The following is a 14,854-nucleotide window of genomic DNA, read 5'->3' as shown; positions in this document are numbered from 1 at the left end:
GACCGCCCTCATGCTCGACGACCTACGTTGGGATACCGACCTGATCCGCCGCTACGACCTGGCCGGACCACGCTACACCTCTTACCCGACCGCCGTGCAACTGCACAGCGAAGTGGGCTCGTTCGACCTGCTCCACGCCCTGCGCGAGAGCCGTCGGGCCGTGCGCCCGCTGTCGCTGTACGTGCACGTGCCGTTCTGCGCCAACATCTGCTACTACTGCGCCTGCAACAAGGTCATCACCAAGGACCGCGGCCGCGCCGCGCCCTACCTGCAGCGCCTGGAGCAGGAAATCCAGCTGATCGCCTGCCACCTCGCCCCTAAACAACGTGTTGAACAGCTGCATTTCGGCGGCGGCACACCGACCTTCCTCAGCCATGTGGAACTGCGTCAGCTGATGGCCACCCTGCGCCAGCACTTCCATCTGCTGGACGACGATTCCGGCGACTACGGCATCGAGATCGACCCGCGCGAGGCCGACTGGTCGACCATGGGCCTGCTCCGCGAGCTGGGCTTCAACCGCGTCAGCCTGGGCGTGCAGGACCTCGACCCGGCCGTGCAGCGCGCGGTCAACCGCCTGCAGAGCCTGGAGCAGACCCGCACCCTGATCGAAGCCGCGCGCACCCTGCAGTTCCGCTCGATCAACCTCGACCTGATCTACGGCCTGCCCAAGCAAACTCCGGAAGGCTTTGCCCGCACCGTCGAAGAAGTGATCCGCCTGCAACCCGACCGCCTGTCTGTGTTCAACTACGCCCACCTGCCCGAGCGTTTCATGCCGCAACGGCGCATCGACAGCAATGACCTGCCCAGCGCGGCCGCCAAGCTGGAGATGCTGCACGCCACCATCGACCAACTGACCGCAGCCGGCTACCGCTACATCGGCATGGACCACTTCGCCCTGCCCGACGACGAGCTGGCCATCGCCCAGGAGGAAGGCACCCTGCAGCGCAACTTCCAGGGCTACACCACCCATGGGCACTGCGACCTGATCGGCCTGGGCGTGTCGGCCATCAGCCAGATCGGTGACTTGTACTGCCAGAACAGCAGCGACCTCAACACCTATCAGGACAGCTTGTCCAACGCCCAGCTGGCCACCCAGCGCGGCCTGCTGTGCAACCACGACGACCGCATACGCCGCGCGGTGATCCAGCAGCTGATCTGCCATTTCGAGCTGGATTTCGAGCCGATCGAACAGGCCTTCACCATCGATTTTCGCGGCTACTTCAACGACCTCTGGCCGGAACTGCTGACCTTGCAGCGCGACGGCCTGATCCGCCTGGACGACAAGGGCATCCGCATCCTGCCGGCCGGCCGCCTGCTGGCGCGCTCGGTGTGCATGGTGTTCGACGCCTACCTGGCAATGCACAACCGCCAGCGCTTTTCGCGGGTGATCTGAAACCGAGTCGTTCAACCGCATGGACAAGTTTCCTTGCCAGGCACACCATGGGCACAGCGAAGGCCCCGGCGCGCACCCGCCGCGGCCAGTCCAGCTCGCACCACAGCAGCGCACGCTGGCCTACAACCTACGCCGTGAGTTACCCTTACGTCTTATGTGTGCTTTCCCACAAGGATCGAATGAAAATGTCCGAGCCAGTCAAACTGCGCCCACACAACCAGGCCCATTGCAAGGACTGCAGCCTGGCCCCCCTGTGCCTGCCTCTGTCACTGAACCTGGAAGACATGGATGCACTGGACGAAATCGTCAAGCGTGGGCGGCCGCTGAAAAAAGGCGAGTTCCTGTTCCGCCAGGGTGACAATTTCGGCTCGGTCTACGCGGTACGTTCCGGCGCCCTGAAAACCTTCAGCCTCAGCGACAGCGGCGAAGAACAGATTACCGGCTTCCACCTGCCCAGCGAGCTGGTCGGCCTGTCGGGCATGGATACCGAGGCTTACCCGGTATCGGCCCAGGCCCAGGAAACCACCTCGGTGTGCGAAATTCCGTTCGAGCGCCTCGACGAGCTGTCGGTGCAACTGCCGCAGCTTCGCCGCCAGCTGATGCGGGTAATGAGCCGGGAAATCCGCGACGACCAGCAAATGATGCTGCTGCTGTCGAAAAAGACCGCCGACGAGCGTATTGCCACTTTCCTGGTCAACCTGTCGGCGCGCTTCCGCGCCCGCGGCTATTCGGCCAACCAGTTCCGCCTGAGCATGTCGCGCAACGAAATCGGCAACTACCTGGGCCTGGCGGTGGAAACCGTGTCGCGGGTGTTCACCCGCTTCCAGCAGAACGGCCTGATCCGTGCCGAAGGCAAGGAAGTGCACATCCTCGACCCGATCCAGCTATGCGCGCTGGCCGGTGGTGCAATCGAGGCCTGAAGCCGGCGTTTAGCGGGTATACTTGGGCATTCGTTTTTCCAGGATACCCGCAACAATGCACAGCGACGCCTTCGACCTCAAAGCCCTGATCCGCCCGGTAGTGGACTTCCCCAAACCCGGCGTGATCTTCCGCGACATCACCCCGCTGTTCCAGTCGCCGCGCGGGCTGCGCTATGTGGCCGACCAGTTCATCGAGCGCTATGTCGAAGCCGAGTTCAGCCACATCGGTGCCATGGATGCGCGGGGCTTTCTGATTGGCTCGATCATCGCCCACCAGCTGAACAAGCCACTGATCCTGTTCCGCAAACAGGGCAAGCTGCCGGCCGACGTGCTGAGCGAGGGTTACCAGACCGAGTACGGCGAAGCCTTCCTGGAAGTGCATGCCGACAGCCTGTGCGAAGGGGATTCGGTGTTGATCTTCGATGATTTGATTGCTACTGGCGGTACGCTGCTGGCAGCGGCCAACCTGGTGCGTCGGACCGGGGCGCAGGTGTTCGAGGCGGCGGCGATCATCGATCTGCCAGAACTGGACGGCTCGCGCCGTTTGCAGGCGGCGGGTGTGCCGACCTTCTGCCTGACCGAGTTTTCGCTCAGCGAGTACTGAGTTTGATTTTGGGGCTGCTTTGCAGCCCCGGCAATTCTGAATCAGAGCGAAATCGGTCGCCGCCCCGCAAAGGCATGGGCCAAGGTCCCACCATCCACCAGCTCCAGCTCGCCGCCCAGCGGTACGCCATGGGCAATCCGCGACGCCACCAGGCCCTTCTCGCTCAGCAACTGGGCAATGTAATGCGCCGTCGCCTCCCCTTCCACCGTCGGGTTGGTCGCCAGGATCACCTCGGTGAAGGTGCCCTGTTCCTCGATCCGCGCCATCAGCTGCGGAATCCCGATCGCCTCCGGCCCCAGGCCATCCAGCGGTGACAAATGGCCCTTGAGCACGAAGTAGCGGCCACGGTAGCCGGTCTGCTCCACCGCATACACGTCGGTCGGCCCTTCGACCACACACAACTGGGTATCGTCACGGCGCGTGTCGGCGCATTGCGGGCACAGCTCCTGCTCGGTCAGGGTGCGGCACTGACGGCAATGCCCAACTCCTTCCATGGCCTGGGTCAAGGCCTGGGCCAGGCGCAGGCCGCCACTGCGGTCACGCTCGAGCAGTTGCAGGGCCATGCGCTGGGCGGTTTTCTGGCCGACACCCGGGAGAATACGCAGGGCATCGATCAGTTGGCGGATGAGAGGGCTGAAGCTCATGGGAAAGGCCTGACAAACAAATAAGAGGCGGTTTATACCCAGCGGGGGGCAATGGCGTCAAATCGGCCCCGCGACCTGTGCGGTCCGCCTTGTTTGTGGGAGCAGCCTTGCGTCGCGAAAGGGGCGCGCAGCGGCCCCGGGATTTCAGCTTCGCAGCGTGAATTGCCGGGGCTGCTGCGCAGCCCTTTCGCGACACAAGGCCGCTCCCACAAAAAACAGACCGCACCAGGGTTGAAATCTCACCAACAAAAAAACCGCCGCTGTTGTCAGCGGCGGTTTTCGGTAACGCAAATGCCCTTAGAACGGCATCTTGAAGCCCGGCGGCAGCTGCATGCCAGCGGTCATGCTACCCATCTTGTCCTGGCTGTTCTGCTCGACCTTGCGCACAGCGTCGTTCAGCGCGGCGGCGATCAGGTCTTCCAGCACTTCCTTGTCGTCTTCATCAGTCGACATCAGGCTCTGGTCGATACTGACACGCTTGACGTCGTGACGACCGGTCATCACCACGCTCACCAGGCCGCCACCGGACTGGCCGGTGACTTCGGCGTTGGCCAGCTCTTCCTGCATCTTCTGCATCTTTTCCTGCATCTGCTGGGCCTGCTTCATCAGGCCGGCCATGCCACCTTTCATCATGGGGGTATACCTCGATTGGGTCATGTGATGCGGCCCGGCACCGGGCCGGCCGCATGGTTATCCGTTACTGGCCCTGATTCACCAGGGCTTCTACAGGCTCAATAGTATCCTGCCGCACCTTGGCGCCGAACAACTTGATCATCTGCTGGATCAACGGATCCTGTTCGATCGAGTTGACTGCGTCCTGCTGGCGCTCGGCACGCTTGCGCGCCGCTGCCTGGGCCGGGGTTTCCTGCTCGGGCAGGATCAGTTCGATACGCAGGTTCAGCGTGCGCCCCAGGTGCTGGTTGAGCGCTTCGTTCAGGCGCCGCTGCTGGGTGGCGTTGAACAGCGCACCCTGGCCAGGGTCCAGGTGCAGTAACCAGTCGTCGCCATCAGCGGCGATCAACGTACAGTTTGCCGCGATGTTGCCTGTCATCCCGGACACAGGCAACTGTGGGAATAATTCCAGCCATTGCAGGGCCAGGCCGGTGGCTGGCTTGGCTGCTGGCAGCGGCTCGGCTGCCGGCCTGGGTGCTTCTTCCTGGACGTGCTCGGCCAGTTCGTCCAGGTAGCTGAAGCCGACCGGGTCGCTCTCACCGCCGTAATAGTCTTCGTCCAGTGGCGGCTCATCGTCGCGGTCCATGCCCACGGCGGCATAGGCGGACGGGTCGAAGGGCGGCTCGTCGTCGTGTGCCGGGGCGGCAGGCGCCGGCGCCAGCGCAGGGGGCGGTGCAGGAGCCGGCGCAGGCTCGGCCACTACCGGTGCGGGCGCTGGTGCGGGCTCTTCCCATGGCAGGTCAACCGCCTCTGCCACGGGCTCTGGTTCGGGTTCTGGCTCAGGTTCACTAACCGGGGCAGGCTCAGCCGCCACCTCAGGCTCTACAACCGGCTGTGGCGCTGGCTCGACCGGTGCGGGCGCCTGCACTTGTGGAGTGGCAGCCGGTGCAACAGGCTCCACGACAGCAGCAGCCGGCGGCGCCACGGCAACCGCCGGCGCTGCCACCGGTGTTGCAGGATCAGCTGTGGCCTGGCTGATCCCCGCTGGCTTTAGTACCGGCTTCGGCGCATCGTCGGTGTCGGCCGGGCGGAACGCCAGCATGCGCAGCAGGACCATTTCGAAACCGCCACGCGGGTCCGGCGCCAAGGGTAGGTCACGGCGGCCGATCAGGCCCATCTGGTAATAGAACTGCACATCCTCGGCCGGCAGTGCCGAGGCCAGCGCCAGCACTCGCTCACGGTCGCCCTGGCCGTTGTCCACCGCTTCCGGCAGCGCCTGGGCAATCGCCACGCGGTGCAGCACATTGAGCATCTCGGCCAGCACGCCAGCCCAGTCCGGCCCCTGCTCGGCCAGGTTGCGCACGGCCTCCAGCAAGGCCCGGGCATCGCCTTCGAGCAGCGCCTGCAGCACACCGTAGACCTGGCCATGGTCGAGGCTGCCAAGCATGGCCCGCACATCGGCGGCCAGCACCTTGCCTTCGCCAAAGGCGATGGCCTGGTCGGTCAGGCTCATCGCGTCACGCATCGAGCCATCGGCCGCGCGGCCCAGCAGCCACAGGGCGTCCGGCTCGAACGGCACATTCTCGGCGGCCAGTACATGGCTGAGGTGTTCGACCACCCGCTCCGGGCTCATGTTCTTCAGCGAGAACTGCAAGCAGCGCGACAGGATGGTGGCCGGCAGTTTCTGCGGGTCGGTGGTGGCAAGGATGAACTTGACGTAGGGTGGAGGCTCTTCCAGCGTCTTGAGCAAGGCGTTGAACGAGTGAGTCGAGAGCATGTGCACTTCGTCGATCAGGTAGACCTTGAAGCGCCCACGGCTCGGGGCGTACTGCACGTTATCGAGCAGTTCACGGGTGTCCTCGACCTTGGTGCGGCTGGCGGCGTCGATCTCGATCAGGTCGACGAAACGGCCTTCGTCGATCTCCCGGCACACCGAACAGGTGCCACAGGGCGTGGAGGTGATACCGGTTTCGCAGTTCAGGCACTTGGCGATGATACGCGCAATGGTGGTCTTGCCCACGCCCCGGGTACCGGTGAACAGGTAGGCATGGTGCAGGCGCTGATTGTCCAAGGCGTTGATCAAGGCCTTGAGCACATGGGCCTGGCCGACCATTTCGCGGAACGAGCGCGGACGCCATTTACGTGCAAGAACCTGATAACTCATCGAAAAACCATCGTAGCCTGATCGAGCGGAAGATCGCTAATGCTAGCGGAGCGGGGGCAAAATTGCACCCTGCGCAGCTCGGCTAAGCTATGAAACTGTACGCTGTCCAGGGAGGATAAGCCTTGCGAAGATTACTGGCCTTGCTGTTGCTCTGGACCTCGCAGGGCATGGCCGAACAGCCGCTGCTGCGCTTTTCCGTGGCCGAGAGCTGGAGCATGCCGTTGGTGCGCATCGAAGGTGACCAGCCGGTTGAAGGCCTGCTGTACGACCTGACGCAGGCGTTAGCCAAAGAGGTAGGCGCACGCCCTGTTTACCATGTGATGGCCCGCCTGCGCCTGCAGGAGGCCATGGTCCACGGTGATATCGACGTGCGCTGCTATGTCAGCAGCCAGTGGTTCGATGACCCTCCAAGGAATTTTGTCTGGAGCATTCCACTGATTCACCAGCGCGACCTGCTGGTCGGCCGCCCGGGCGACAGCCCCCCGCTATCTCTGCAACAACTGCCACCCCAGGCGATCGGCACGGTGCTGGGCTACACCTATTCGACCCTGCAGCCATTGCTTGACCAGGGCCGACTGCACCGTGAAGACAGCCGCAACCAGTTGCTGGTGCTACAGAAGCTGCAGGCCGGGCGGTATCGGCATGCGGTAAGCAACCAGTTATCGTTGCAGTGGTTCAACCAGGGCTTGCCGGCGGAACAGCGCCTGCAGCCGCTGGCAGTGCTGGAGGAACAGGACCTGGGGTGCATGGTGCGTAACGACCCGGCGATTCCGGCACAAGAAGTGTTGCGGGCGCTGGTGCGGATGAAGCAGTCGGGGGAAGTCGAGCGAATTGTGCAGCGCCATGGTGGGGCGGGCTATCCGACCACCATGTCTGTGGCTCGCCCCTGATTTCCTGGAATACCGGCAGGCACAACAATCTCGAAGTCGGCGCGATCACTGTGGGAGCGGGCGAGCCCGCGAACACCGGCAACGCCGGTGCCATCCACCGAGTCACCTTCTGCGCGGGCATGCCCATTCCCAGCACCGTCCAGAAATCTTGACCCGTTGGCCCTCACACCAAAGCCAGCAAATCCGCACTCAAGAACAACCCCACGCCAAACACAAAATGCGTAGCCAGGCTCTTCAGGCAGTTGCGCGCCGGCGTCGGCGTCCTCGACGCAAAGAACCCCGCCCCCATCGCCGGCTGCATGAAGCACAACGGCGCCACGACGGTCCCCACACCAACAACCAGCGCAGGCAACACTGTAGGCGCCAGTAGCCAACCCTCGCCCACGATCACAACCAGCAGCATCGCGAACAGCACGCCGATGGCGTAATGAATCCCCCACCCCAACGCCAGCTCATGCCGGACCGGCTCAGCCTTGGCAATCGCCTGGTGCCGCACACGCCCGTACAACAGATGCCCCGCCCAACGCCCAACCATGGCGAAGTTCAGCGTGGCGACACCCAGCCGCCTCAACAGCAGCCCCCACAGGTCCATCATCACCGTGGCGCCAATGCCAATCGGCAAGGCAGCGGAAAACATCGCAGCAAACGTCATTGAACAAGCCCTCGAAGATTGACGGTCATCACTCTGCCGCGCAGCATAGAAGTTGAAGTCAACTTCAAGTCAAGAGCCCGAAATGGACATTGCCGACGTTGCCAAACGCACAGGCGTACCCGCCTCGACGCTGCGCTACTACGAGAAGAAAGGCCTGCTCAAATCACTCGCCGGACCTGGCCAGCGGCGGCAGTTCGCAGCCGATGTGGCAGACCGACTGGCGCTGATCGCCCTGGGCCAGGCTGCGGGGTTTTCGCTGGATGAAGTGGGGGCGATGCTGGTGGACCTGCAGGTCGACCGGCAGATGCTGATCGCCAAGGCCGACGAACTGGATGCACGGATCAGGCGCTTGCAGGCGATGAGCAAGGGCTTGCGGCATGCGGCGCAGTGCCCTGAGGAAGATCACCTGGCATGCCCGAAATTCCAGCGGCTGATGAAGCTGTCGGCGGCGGGGCATGGAAAGAAACAGGGCGGCTCAACAGTTGTCTTGAAGCGGCCAGATTGAATCATCACCCGACCGCATCGGAGCGGTCGCGGCAGGAATGGCAGTCAGAGGGCACCTACCGGCGCCGGGCACATGCCTGAGTCTTGCTGCCTCCGAAAGATTGCTTTCTGGAAGGTGCCGAGTCCTTTGCCCGAAGATCGAATACCAGCACCTGCGCATCCGTAGCGTGGCTGAACGTGACCGCCTGAGCGCAGCTTAGAGAAGAGTTTGATCGAAGAAAAATATCAGAAACTGGTCTACATCATTGCTTAAGTAGATTGAATAGACGCTGGGTTATCCTTGGTACCTGAAGCCACACCTGCCACGCCCCTGATTCTGAAGCCTCGCGAGGCGCCCGTTACTCATCAAGATCAATGATAGGTAACATCGATTTTCGCCTATTTTCTATCAGCTGAATGAAATGGAGAATAGCGGCTGAACTCAAGTCTGGAACTGTCTGATGCGTTTTCTGCCTCTTGCTGCTGCCTCCTTCACTATCACTCTGCTGGCGGGATGCGCATCCGCGCCTAACCAGCCGACAAAGGAGCTGGTGACCGCGAAATCTCCAGAAGCTTTTTCCACCTGCGTCATGCAGAAGTTGCAGGAAAATCAGCAATCACCGAACGTCACCCATACGAGCCGAAGCTATCGCGTGGTTCTGAGCAGCCCTGTTGCGGCGGATAACGTGATCGAGACGTTCAAAGGGGACACGGGCGGGAAAGTCTACGTTTATCAGCGGGGGCTCTTTTCAGAAGACCTCGTTCGCCTAGCTTCCCAATGTGCCTGAGGTGAGGGGGGCTCTCACCAAGTTGAAATTGTCGAGTCGGGTAAACGCAGGACGCCAGAACACGCGCATCAGCCAGTTGCAGCAGTCAGGCCAATGCCAACCCTCTGCAATGAGGTTTGTAAGCGTTTGCCGAACCCACCTTCCTGATGCCTACGCGTAGGGCGATGGAGCCATATATTGAGATGCCATCTGCCGTCGGGCAAACTCCGGTTGCTTCATTGGCCGATAACAGGAGTTTACGGATGCCATTTCCACTGAAGGAACATAATGCCTTGTTGGCCCTAAAGGGCGTAGGGCCGGCCGTCATTGCTCGCCTTGAGCAGATGGGCATCGACTCGCTAATTGTGCTCAGCAGAGCGAATGCTGGTGACATCCTGGCTCAGGCGTCGGCAGCAGTGGGATCGACTTGCTGGAAGAATAGCCACCTAGCTCGGGCCGCCATTGACGCAGCCATTGAGCTTGCAAAGGACTCTCAGTTGAGCACACCAAGTGCGTAAAGCTGATCGTTTATTTCAGTTGGTAAATCTGATTCGTGTCCATCAGCCAATCTCTGCTGAACGACTGGCTAGCCGAATTGGCGTTTCCGTTCGCTCAATCTATCGATACATCGACGACCTTTCCTTCAGTGGAATCCCAATCTATGGTACCGCTGGCGTGGGGTATGCCTTGGATGCCGATTTTGAGATGCCGCCTTTAACGCTGAACAGGCTCGAACTGGATGCATTGATGCTCGGGATGGAAATGCTTTCCGCTTGCGCCGATAACGATCTAAGTGCTGCTGCAAGGATGTTGTTGAGCAAAATTTCAGCATCCATAGTCCATCACAAGGTTGACCCCAACACGGCAAAAATCAGGGCTCTTGGAACGACACCGTCCTCGACCCGGGGCCATTTGGCAACCCTTCGAAATGCCATCGAAAACACTCAGGCGCTGAAGATAACTTATACCAGCCTGGACGGTGTGGTTTCGCAACGCCTCATTTTCCCCCTTGGCCTTTTCTACTGGGGAGGAAAGTGGACGGTTGGAAGCTGGTGTAGTGCCAGGGCGGCTTACCGCGATTTTCGGGTCGATCGCATAGCCTCCATCGCTATTGCCCAACAACCATCACCCGACAATCCTGCCCTTGATCTCCAAGCGTATATGAAGCACCAGGCAAGCCAGTGGAAAGCGATCACCACTACTGACACTACGCTGTCAGTATGAGCCACTGATCATTGGGACTCCCTAATACACAGAAGGTCATCCCTATGCAGCACTCATCTCATGTACTCGAATTAGCCATTTTCAAGGTCAAACAGGAATGCGTTGCGCAAGTGCCGGTGCTCCGCGCAGGACTTCGTGAAACATTAAAGACCTTTCCTGGCTTGATTGAGTACCGCGCCTACTGCCCTATGAGCGACGACCGAATCTTCGCGGATTTAGCAATATGGGACAGTCTTGAGAACGCAGAAAAAGTGGCAAAGGCGTTCAACGATGGAGATCCGCGATTCTCTGAGTACATGTACGCTATTGAAAGCCTGACGTTCATGAGTCACCTCGTTCCAGAGATGAGTTGACCCCGGCGGACTGCCAGAGCAGGCAAGAGACACCGATGCCTTTGCTGTCAGGCATCGGTGTCGTCGCTTGCAGTGTAAGTGTTCTCAGATCACCTATTGCTACCCTGCCACCATGATTAGGTTCGTATAGCTTGAGGCCTGAGTCATCCGTTTTTCGTTGAGACGAGCTAACCTGCCGTTTACGGTGCACCACTCAGGTGTACCTAAACGCTGTCACACTTCGAGATTTTCGAGCGAGAAATCCTTGAGAATTCAAGGACCTGAAATGGAGGCGGCCCCACCAGCCACACCCCGGCACTCGATGTTCCCGCTATGGCTGCTCCCTTCCGGGCCTGACCAGGTTAACGGGTAATCAATGCGGGGGGACCGATGGGGCCACCACTACAAGGCTCGCTGAGCAGCGAGTGGCGCCATTGTACCGGTCTTGGGGGCAGATACAACCTCTGGAGGAGAAAAAGTCATCATTTCTCAATGACTTGTCCCGGCCGGGGTGGCCAAGAGCTGCCAATTCGCGGGTGAACCCGCTCCTACAGGGGTAGCGCTGACAGCAAGACCAGCGCAGGACCTGTGGGAGCGGGCGCGCCCGCGAAGCAGGCGCCGCGGCGGATGGCACGGGCTTCGCCCGTGTTCGCGGGCACGCCCGCTCCCACATGGACCGTGCAAGGACTTCTAGACAGCGATGCCCTGCTCGCCCAGGAAGGTGACAAAGGCATCTTCATCGAGCACCTTCACCCCCAACTCACTGGCCTTGGCCAGCTTGGAGCCCGCCCCCGGCCCCGCCACCACACAGTGGGTCTTGCCGGAAACCGAACCCGCTACCTTGGCCCCCAGACTTTCCAGTTTCTCCTTGGCAATATCGCGGCTCATGCGCTCCAGGGTACCGGTCAGCACCCAGGTCTGGCCGGCCAGCGGCAAGCCTTCAGCCACTTTCTTCTCGCTGCTCCAGTGCATGCCGAACGCCAGTAATTGTGCCTCGATGTCCCGGGCCAGCTTCTGGTTGGCTTCATCCTTGAAGAACTCGCGCACAGCTTCGGCCTGCTTGGCCGCCAGGGCCTGGCGCAGGTCGATACCGTCGGCGGCGATGATCTTGTCCAGGCTGTCGAGCTTGGCCACCAGCTTTTCTGCACCGGTCGGACCAACCGAGGCGATGTCGAGCTTGGCGATCATCCCGGCCAGGGTGGTGCTGGCGGCGAATTCGGCAGCCAGCTCGCCTTCGTCCTGCAGCTGCATGCCGCTGTCCAGCAGCTGCTTGATGACCTTGCGGTTGTGCTCGTCCTGGAAGAAGTTGTGGATCTCGTAGGCCACCTCCAGGCCGATGTCCGGCAGGTAGGTGAGCACCTGCGGCAGCGCCTGCTGCACTCGCGCCAGGCTGCCCAGCGAGCGGGCCAGTACCTTGGCGGTCTCCTCGCCTACGTCCGGGATGCCCAGGGCGTAGATGAAGCGCGCCAGAACCGGGCGCTTGCTGGCTTCGATGGCATCCAGCAGCTTCTTGCTGGACACTTCGGCAAAGCCTTCCAGGCCGACGATCTGGTCGAACTCCAGCTTGTACAGGTCGGCCGGCGAGCCAATCAGGCCTTCGTCCACCAACTGCTCGACGCTCTTCTCGCCCAGGCCGTCGATATCCATGGCGCGGCGCGACACGTAGTGGATGATCGCCTGCTTGAGCTGGGCGCCACAGGCCAGGCGACCGACACAGCGGTACACCGCGCCCTCGCTGGTGGTTTCCTTGCCCTTGCTACGCTTGACCAGCTGGGTACGCTCGACCTGCGAGCCGCACACCGGGCACTCGCTCGGCACCTGCACCGGGCGGGCATCCTCCGGGCGGCGCTCCAGCACCACCTGCATCACCTGCGGGATCACGTCACCGGCGCGGCGGATGATCACCGTGTCACCAATGCGCAGGCCCAGGCGGGCGATTTCGTCCATGTTGTGCAGGGTGGCGTTGGACACGGTCACACCGGCGACCTTGACTGGCTTCAGGCGTGCCACGGGCGTTACCGCGCCGGTGCGGCCGACCTGGAACTCGACATCCAGCACCTCGGTCAGCTCTTCCATGGCCGGGAACTTGTGGGCAATCGCCCAGCGCGGCTCACGGGCGCGGAAGCCCAGTTCGCGCTGGGCGGCCAGGCTGTTGACCTTGAACACCACACCGTCGATTTCGTAGGGCAGGCTGTTACGCCGCTCGCCGATGTCGCGGTAGTAGGCCAGGCATTCTTCGATGCCGGCGGCATGCTTGAGCTCGCGGCTGATCGGCAGGCCCCAGGCCTTGAGCTGTTCGAGGATGCCGATGTGGCTGTCGCCGATGCTCGCGGACACCTGGCCGACGCCATAGCAGCAGAACTCCAGCGGGCGGCTGGCGGTAATTTTCGAATCCAGCTGACGCAGGCTGCCGGCGGCGGCGTTGCGCGGGTTGGCGAAGGTCTTGCCGCCGGCTTCGGCCTGGGCGGCGTTGAGCCGGTCGAAACCGGCCTTGCTCATGTACACCTCACCGCGCACCTCCAGCACCGCCGGCCACCCCTCGCCTTGCAGCTTGAGCGGGATGTTGCGCACGGTGCGCACGTTGGCACTGATGTCTTCGCCGGTGGTGCCGTCGCCACGGGTGGCGCCCTGTACCAGCTGGCCGTCGCGGTACAGCAAGCTTACGGCCAGGCCGTCGAGCTTGGGCTCGCAGCTGTAGTCGACCGCACCGGGCTGGTCGAGGCCGTCTACCACGCGACGGCCGAACTCACGCAGGTCGGCTTCTTCGAAGGCGTTGCCCAGGCTGAGCATCGGCACTTCGTGGCGCACCTGGCTGAACGCGGCCAAGGCTGCACCGCCGACACGCTGGGTGGGCGAGTCAGGGGTTACCAGGTGCGGGTATTCGGCTTCAAGCGCCTTGAGCTCGTTGAACAGGCGGTCGTATTCGGCATCGGGCACGCTGGGCTCGTCGAGCACGTAGTAGCGGTAGTTGTGCTGGTCGAGCTGGGAACGCAGTTCGTGGATGCGGGTTTCGGCGGTCATGGGATTTGTCTTCTCTTGCAAAGCAAAAGAGCAGCCTGGGGGTGGTGCCGGGGGTTTGAGGTATTTATTGCCTGTGCCGGCCTCTTCGCGGGTAAACCCGCTCCTACAGGGACACCACAAACCTCAAGGGCTGTGGTGTCCCTGTAGGAGCGGGTTTACCCGCGAAGGGGCCGGAACAGGCGATAACAACACCCGAACCGACCAGCACGCCCTCAGGCTGCTCTTTCGTCTGGATCTGTCAGCGCTTCTGGGTCAGCGCACGGCGCTCGAACTCGACGATGCGCTGGCGGTAGTGCTCGATGGTCTGGGCGGTCAGCACGCTGCGCTGGTCGTCCTTGAGCTCACCGTTCAGTTCATGGGCCAGCTTGCGCGCCGCAGCCACCATCACGTCGAAGGCCTGCTTCGGATGACGCGGGCCCGGCAGGCCGAGGAAGAAGCTCACCGCACGGGTGCTGAAGTGGTCGATGTCGTCCAGGTCGAACACGCCAGGCTTGACGGCGTTGGCCATGGAGAACAGCACTTCGCCGTGACCGGCCATGCTCTCGTGACGGTGGAAGATGTCCATTTCGCCGAAGCGCAGGCCGCTTTCCAGAATGTTCTGCAGCAGCGCCGGGCCCTTGAAGCCACCCTCGTCGCGGGAGATCACGCTGATCACCAGCACTTCCTCGGCCGGCGGCAGCTCCTTGACGCTGCTGCTGGCAGGCGCCGCACCATTGCTGCGGGTATTTTCCGCGGCAAAGTCGTCATCGCTTTCGGCAAACAGGTCGGGTTCGCGTGGCTCGGCGCTCAGGTTCAGGTCACCCTGCTGCGCATCCGCAGCAGCGGTGGCGCGCTTGCCACGCTTGTTGGCCTTGGCCGGCTTGGGCTCGCGCTCGCGGTCACGCGCAGAAGCGCTGAGCGACGGCAGGTCGCTTTCGTCCAGCTCAGGCTCCTTGTGGGTATCCAGCACTCGCGACGGGCCAAGCACTTCGGCATTGCCCTCTTCGTCCGGCAGGTTGGAATAACTGCGATCCAGACGGAATTTCAACTTGCCTTTTCCGCCGCGCATGCGGCGCCAGCCGTCGAAAAGAATCCCGGCAATGACAATGATGCCGATGACGATCAGCCACTCGCGCAGACCGATTTCCATGTAATCCCGTGCCTCTATA

15 protein-coding genes and 1 other RNA gene are annotated in these 14,854 nt (G+C 62.1%); 9 read left to right on the top strand and 7 right to left on the bottom strand.

Annotated elements, in window-relative coordinates:
* Nucleotides 1-10: 10 nt before the first annotated feature.
* The 3 genes from hemN to ACIQYU_RS07945 all read left to right on the top strand — a co-directional run bounded on the left by hemN (nucleotide 11) and on the right by ACIQYU_RS07945 (nucleotide 2,917).
* Complete coding sequence (hemN, locus tag ACIQYU_RS07955) at nucleotides 11-1,393, top strand: oxygen-independent coproporphyrinogen III oxidase (protein ID WP_063912765.1); 1,383 nt, start codon at nucleotides 11-13, stop codon at nucleotides 1,391-1,393.
* Between the two features lie 185 nt (nucleotides 1,394-1,578).
* Nucleotides 1,579-2,313, top strand: a complete 735-nt coding sequence (gene fnrA, locus ACIQYU_RS07950; RefSeq protein WP_016711709.1) for a Crp/Fnr family transcriptional regulator FnrA — start codon at nucleotides 1,579-1,581, stop codon at nucleotides 2,311-2,313.
* Nucleotides 2,314-2,368: 55 nt separating this feature from the next.
* On the top strand, nucleotides 2,369-2,917 hold the full coding sequence (locus tag ACIQYU_RS07945; protein WP_009683910.1) for an adenine phosphoribosyltransferase: 549 nt from the start codon (nucleotides 2,369-2,371) through the stop codon (nucleotides 2,915-2,917).
* Between the two features lie 41 nt (nucleotides 2,918-2,958).
* On the opposite strand, the gene recR is transcribed toward ACIQYU_RS07945, so the two are convergent.
* The 3 genes from recR to dnaX form a co-directional block, all read right to left on the bottom strand.
* Entirely contained in the window at nucleotides 2,959-3,561 is a 603-nt protein-coding gene (gene recR, locus ACIQYU_RS07940; RefSeq protein ID WP_003259670.1) for a recombination mediator RecR, read from the bottom strand.
* Nucleotides 3,562-3,858: 297 nt separating this feature from the next.
* Nucleotides 3,859-4,194: a YbaB/EbfC family nucleoid-associated protein gene (locus ACIQYU_RS07935; RefSeq protein WP_003259671.1), complete on the bottom strand. Its 336-nt coding sequence runs from the start codon at nucleotides 4,192-4,194 to the stop codon at nucleotides 3,859-3,861.
* Between the two features lie 64 nt (nucleotides 4,195-4,258).
* Nucleotides 4,259-6,337 (bottom strand): DNA polymerase III subunit gamma/tau, encoded by a 2,079-nt coding sequence (dnaX, locus tag ACIQYU_RS07930; protein WP_233686972.1) that lies wholly within the window; start codon nucleotides 6,335-6,337, stop codon nucleotides 4,259-4,261.
* A 122-nt stretch (nucleotides 6,338-6,459) separates the two neighbouring features.
* Here dnaX and ACIQYU_RS07925 point away from each other — a divergent pair, with 122 nt between their 5' ends.
* Nucleotides 6,460-7,227, top strand: a complete 768-nt coding sequence (locus tag ACIQYU_RS07925) for an ABC transporter substrate-binding protein (protein ID WP_207830006.1) — start codon at nucleotides 6,460-6,462, stop codon at nucleotides 7,225-7,227.
* Between the two features lie 163 nt (nucleotides 7,228-7,390).
* Here ACIQYU_RS07925 and ACIQYU_RS07920 read toward each other — a convergent pair whose 3' ends face one another.
* Entirely contained in the window at nucleotides 7,391-7,879 is a 489-nt protein-coding gene (locus ACIQYU_RS07920) for a DUF2938 domain-containing protein (RefSeq protein ID WP_233686973.1), read from the bottom strand.
* Nucleotides 7,880-7,961: 82 nt separating this feature from the next.
* Between ACIQYU_RS07920 and ACIQYU_RS07915 the strand changes: the two genes are divergently transcribed.
* From ACIQYU_RS07915 to ACIQYU_RS07895, 5 genes are all read left to right on the top strand, one after another.
* A complete protein-coding gene (locus ACIQYU_RS07915) occupies nucleotides 7,962-8,384 on the top strand; it encodes a helix-turn-helix domain-containing protein (RefSeq protein WP_402798866.1) in 423 nt (140 codons plus the stop codon).
* 439 nt (nucleotides 8,385-8,823) lie between these two features.
* A complete protein-coding gene (locus ACIQYU_RS07910; protein ID WP_233686975.1) occupies nucleotides 8,824-9,150 on the top strand; it encodes a hypothetical protein in 327 nt (108 codons plus the stop codon).
* A gap of 242 nt (nucleotides 9,151-9,392) precedes the next feature.
* Nucleotides 9,393-9,647 carry a helix-hairpin-helix domain-containing protein gene (locus ACIQYU_RS07905; RefSeq protein ID WP_402798862.1) on the top strand — a complete coding sequence of 85 codons (255 nt, stop codon included), beginning with the start codon at nucleotides 9,393-9,395 and terminating at the stop codon, nucleotides 9,645-9,647.
* Nucleotides 9,640-10,353, top strand: coding sequence for a YafY family protein (locus ACIQYU_RS07900; protein WP_233686977.1), 714 nt, complete (start codon nucleotides 9,640-9,642; stop codon nucleotides 10,351-10,353). Before ACIQYU_RS07905 ends, ACIQYU_RS07900 begins: the two co-directional genes overlap by 8 nt.
* 44 nt (nucleotides 10,354-10,397) lie before the next feature.
* The gene (locus tag ACIQYU_RS07895) at nucleotides 10,398-10,706 is read left to right on the top strand and encodes a hypothetical protein (protein WP_233686978.1); all 309 of its coding nucleotides are present in this window, start codon (nucleotides 10,398-10,400) and stop codon (nucleotides 10,704-10,706) included.
* A gap of 275 nt (nucleotides 10,707-10,981) precedes the next feature.
* Here the strand turns inward: ACIQYU_RS07895 and ffs are convergent.
* The 3 genes from ffs to zipA form a co-directional block, all read right to left on the bottom strand.
* Nucleotides 10,982-11,078: signal recognition particle sRNA small type (gene ffs / locus ACIQYU_RS07890), an RNA gene on the bottom strand.
* A 297-nt stretch (nucleotides 11,079-11,375) separates the two neighbouring features.
* Complete coding sequence (gene ligA / locus ACIQYU_RS07885; RefSeq protein ID WP_207829998.1) at nucleotides 11,376-13,706, bottom strand: NAD-dependent DNA ligase LigA; 2,331 nt, start codon at nucleotides 13,704-13,706, stop codon at nucleotides 11,376-11,378.
* Between the two features lie 238 nt (nucleotides 13,707-13,944).
* Nucleotides 13,945-14,835, bottom strand: coding sequence for a cell division protein ZipA (gene zipA, locus ACIQYU_RS07880; protein ID WP_063912775.1), 891 nt, complete (start codon nucleotides 14,833-14,835; stop codon nucleotides 13,945-13,947).
* Between the last annotated feature and the right edge of the window lie 19 nt (nucleotides 14,836-14,854).

The organism is Pseudomonas sp. NPDC096925 (assembly GCF_044762545.1).
Lineage (GTDB): Bacteria > Pseudomonadota > Gammaproteobacteria > Pseudomonadales > Pseudomonadaceae > Aquipseudomonas.
This window is presented reverse-complemented; position numbering and strand designations above follow the sequence as displayed.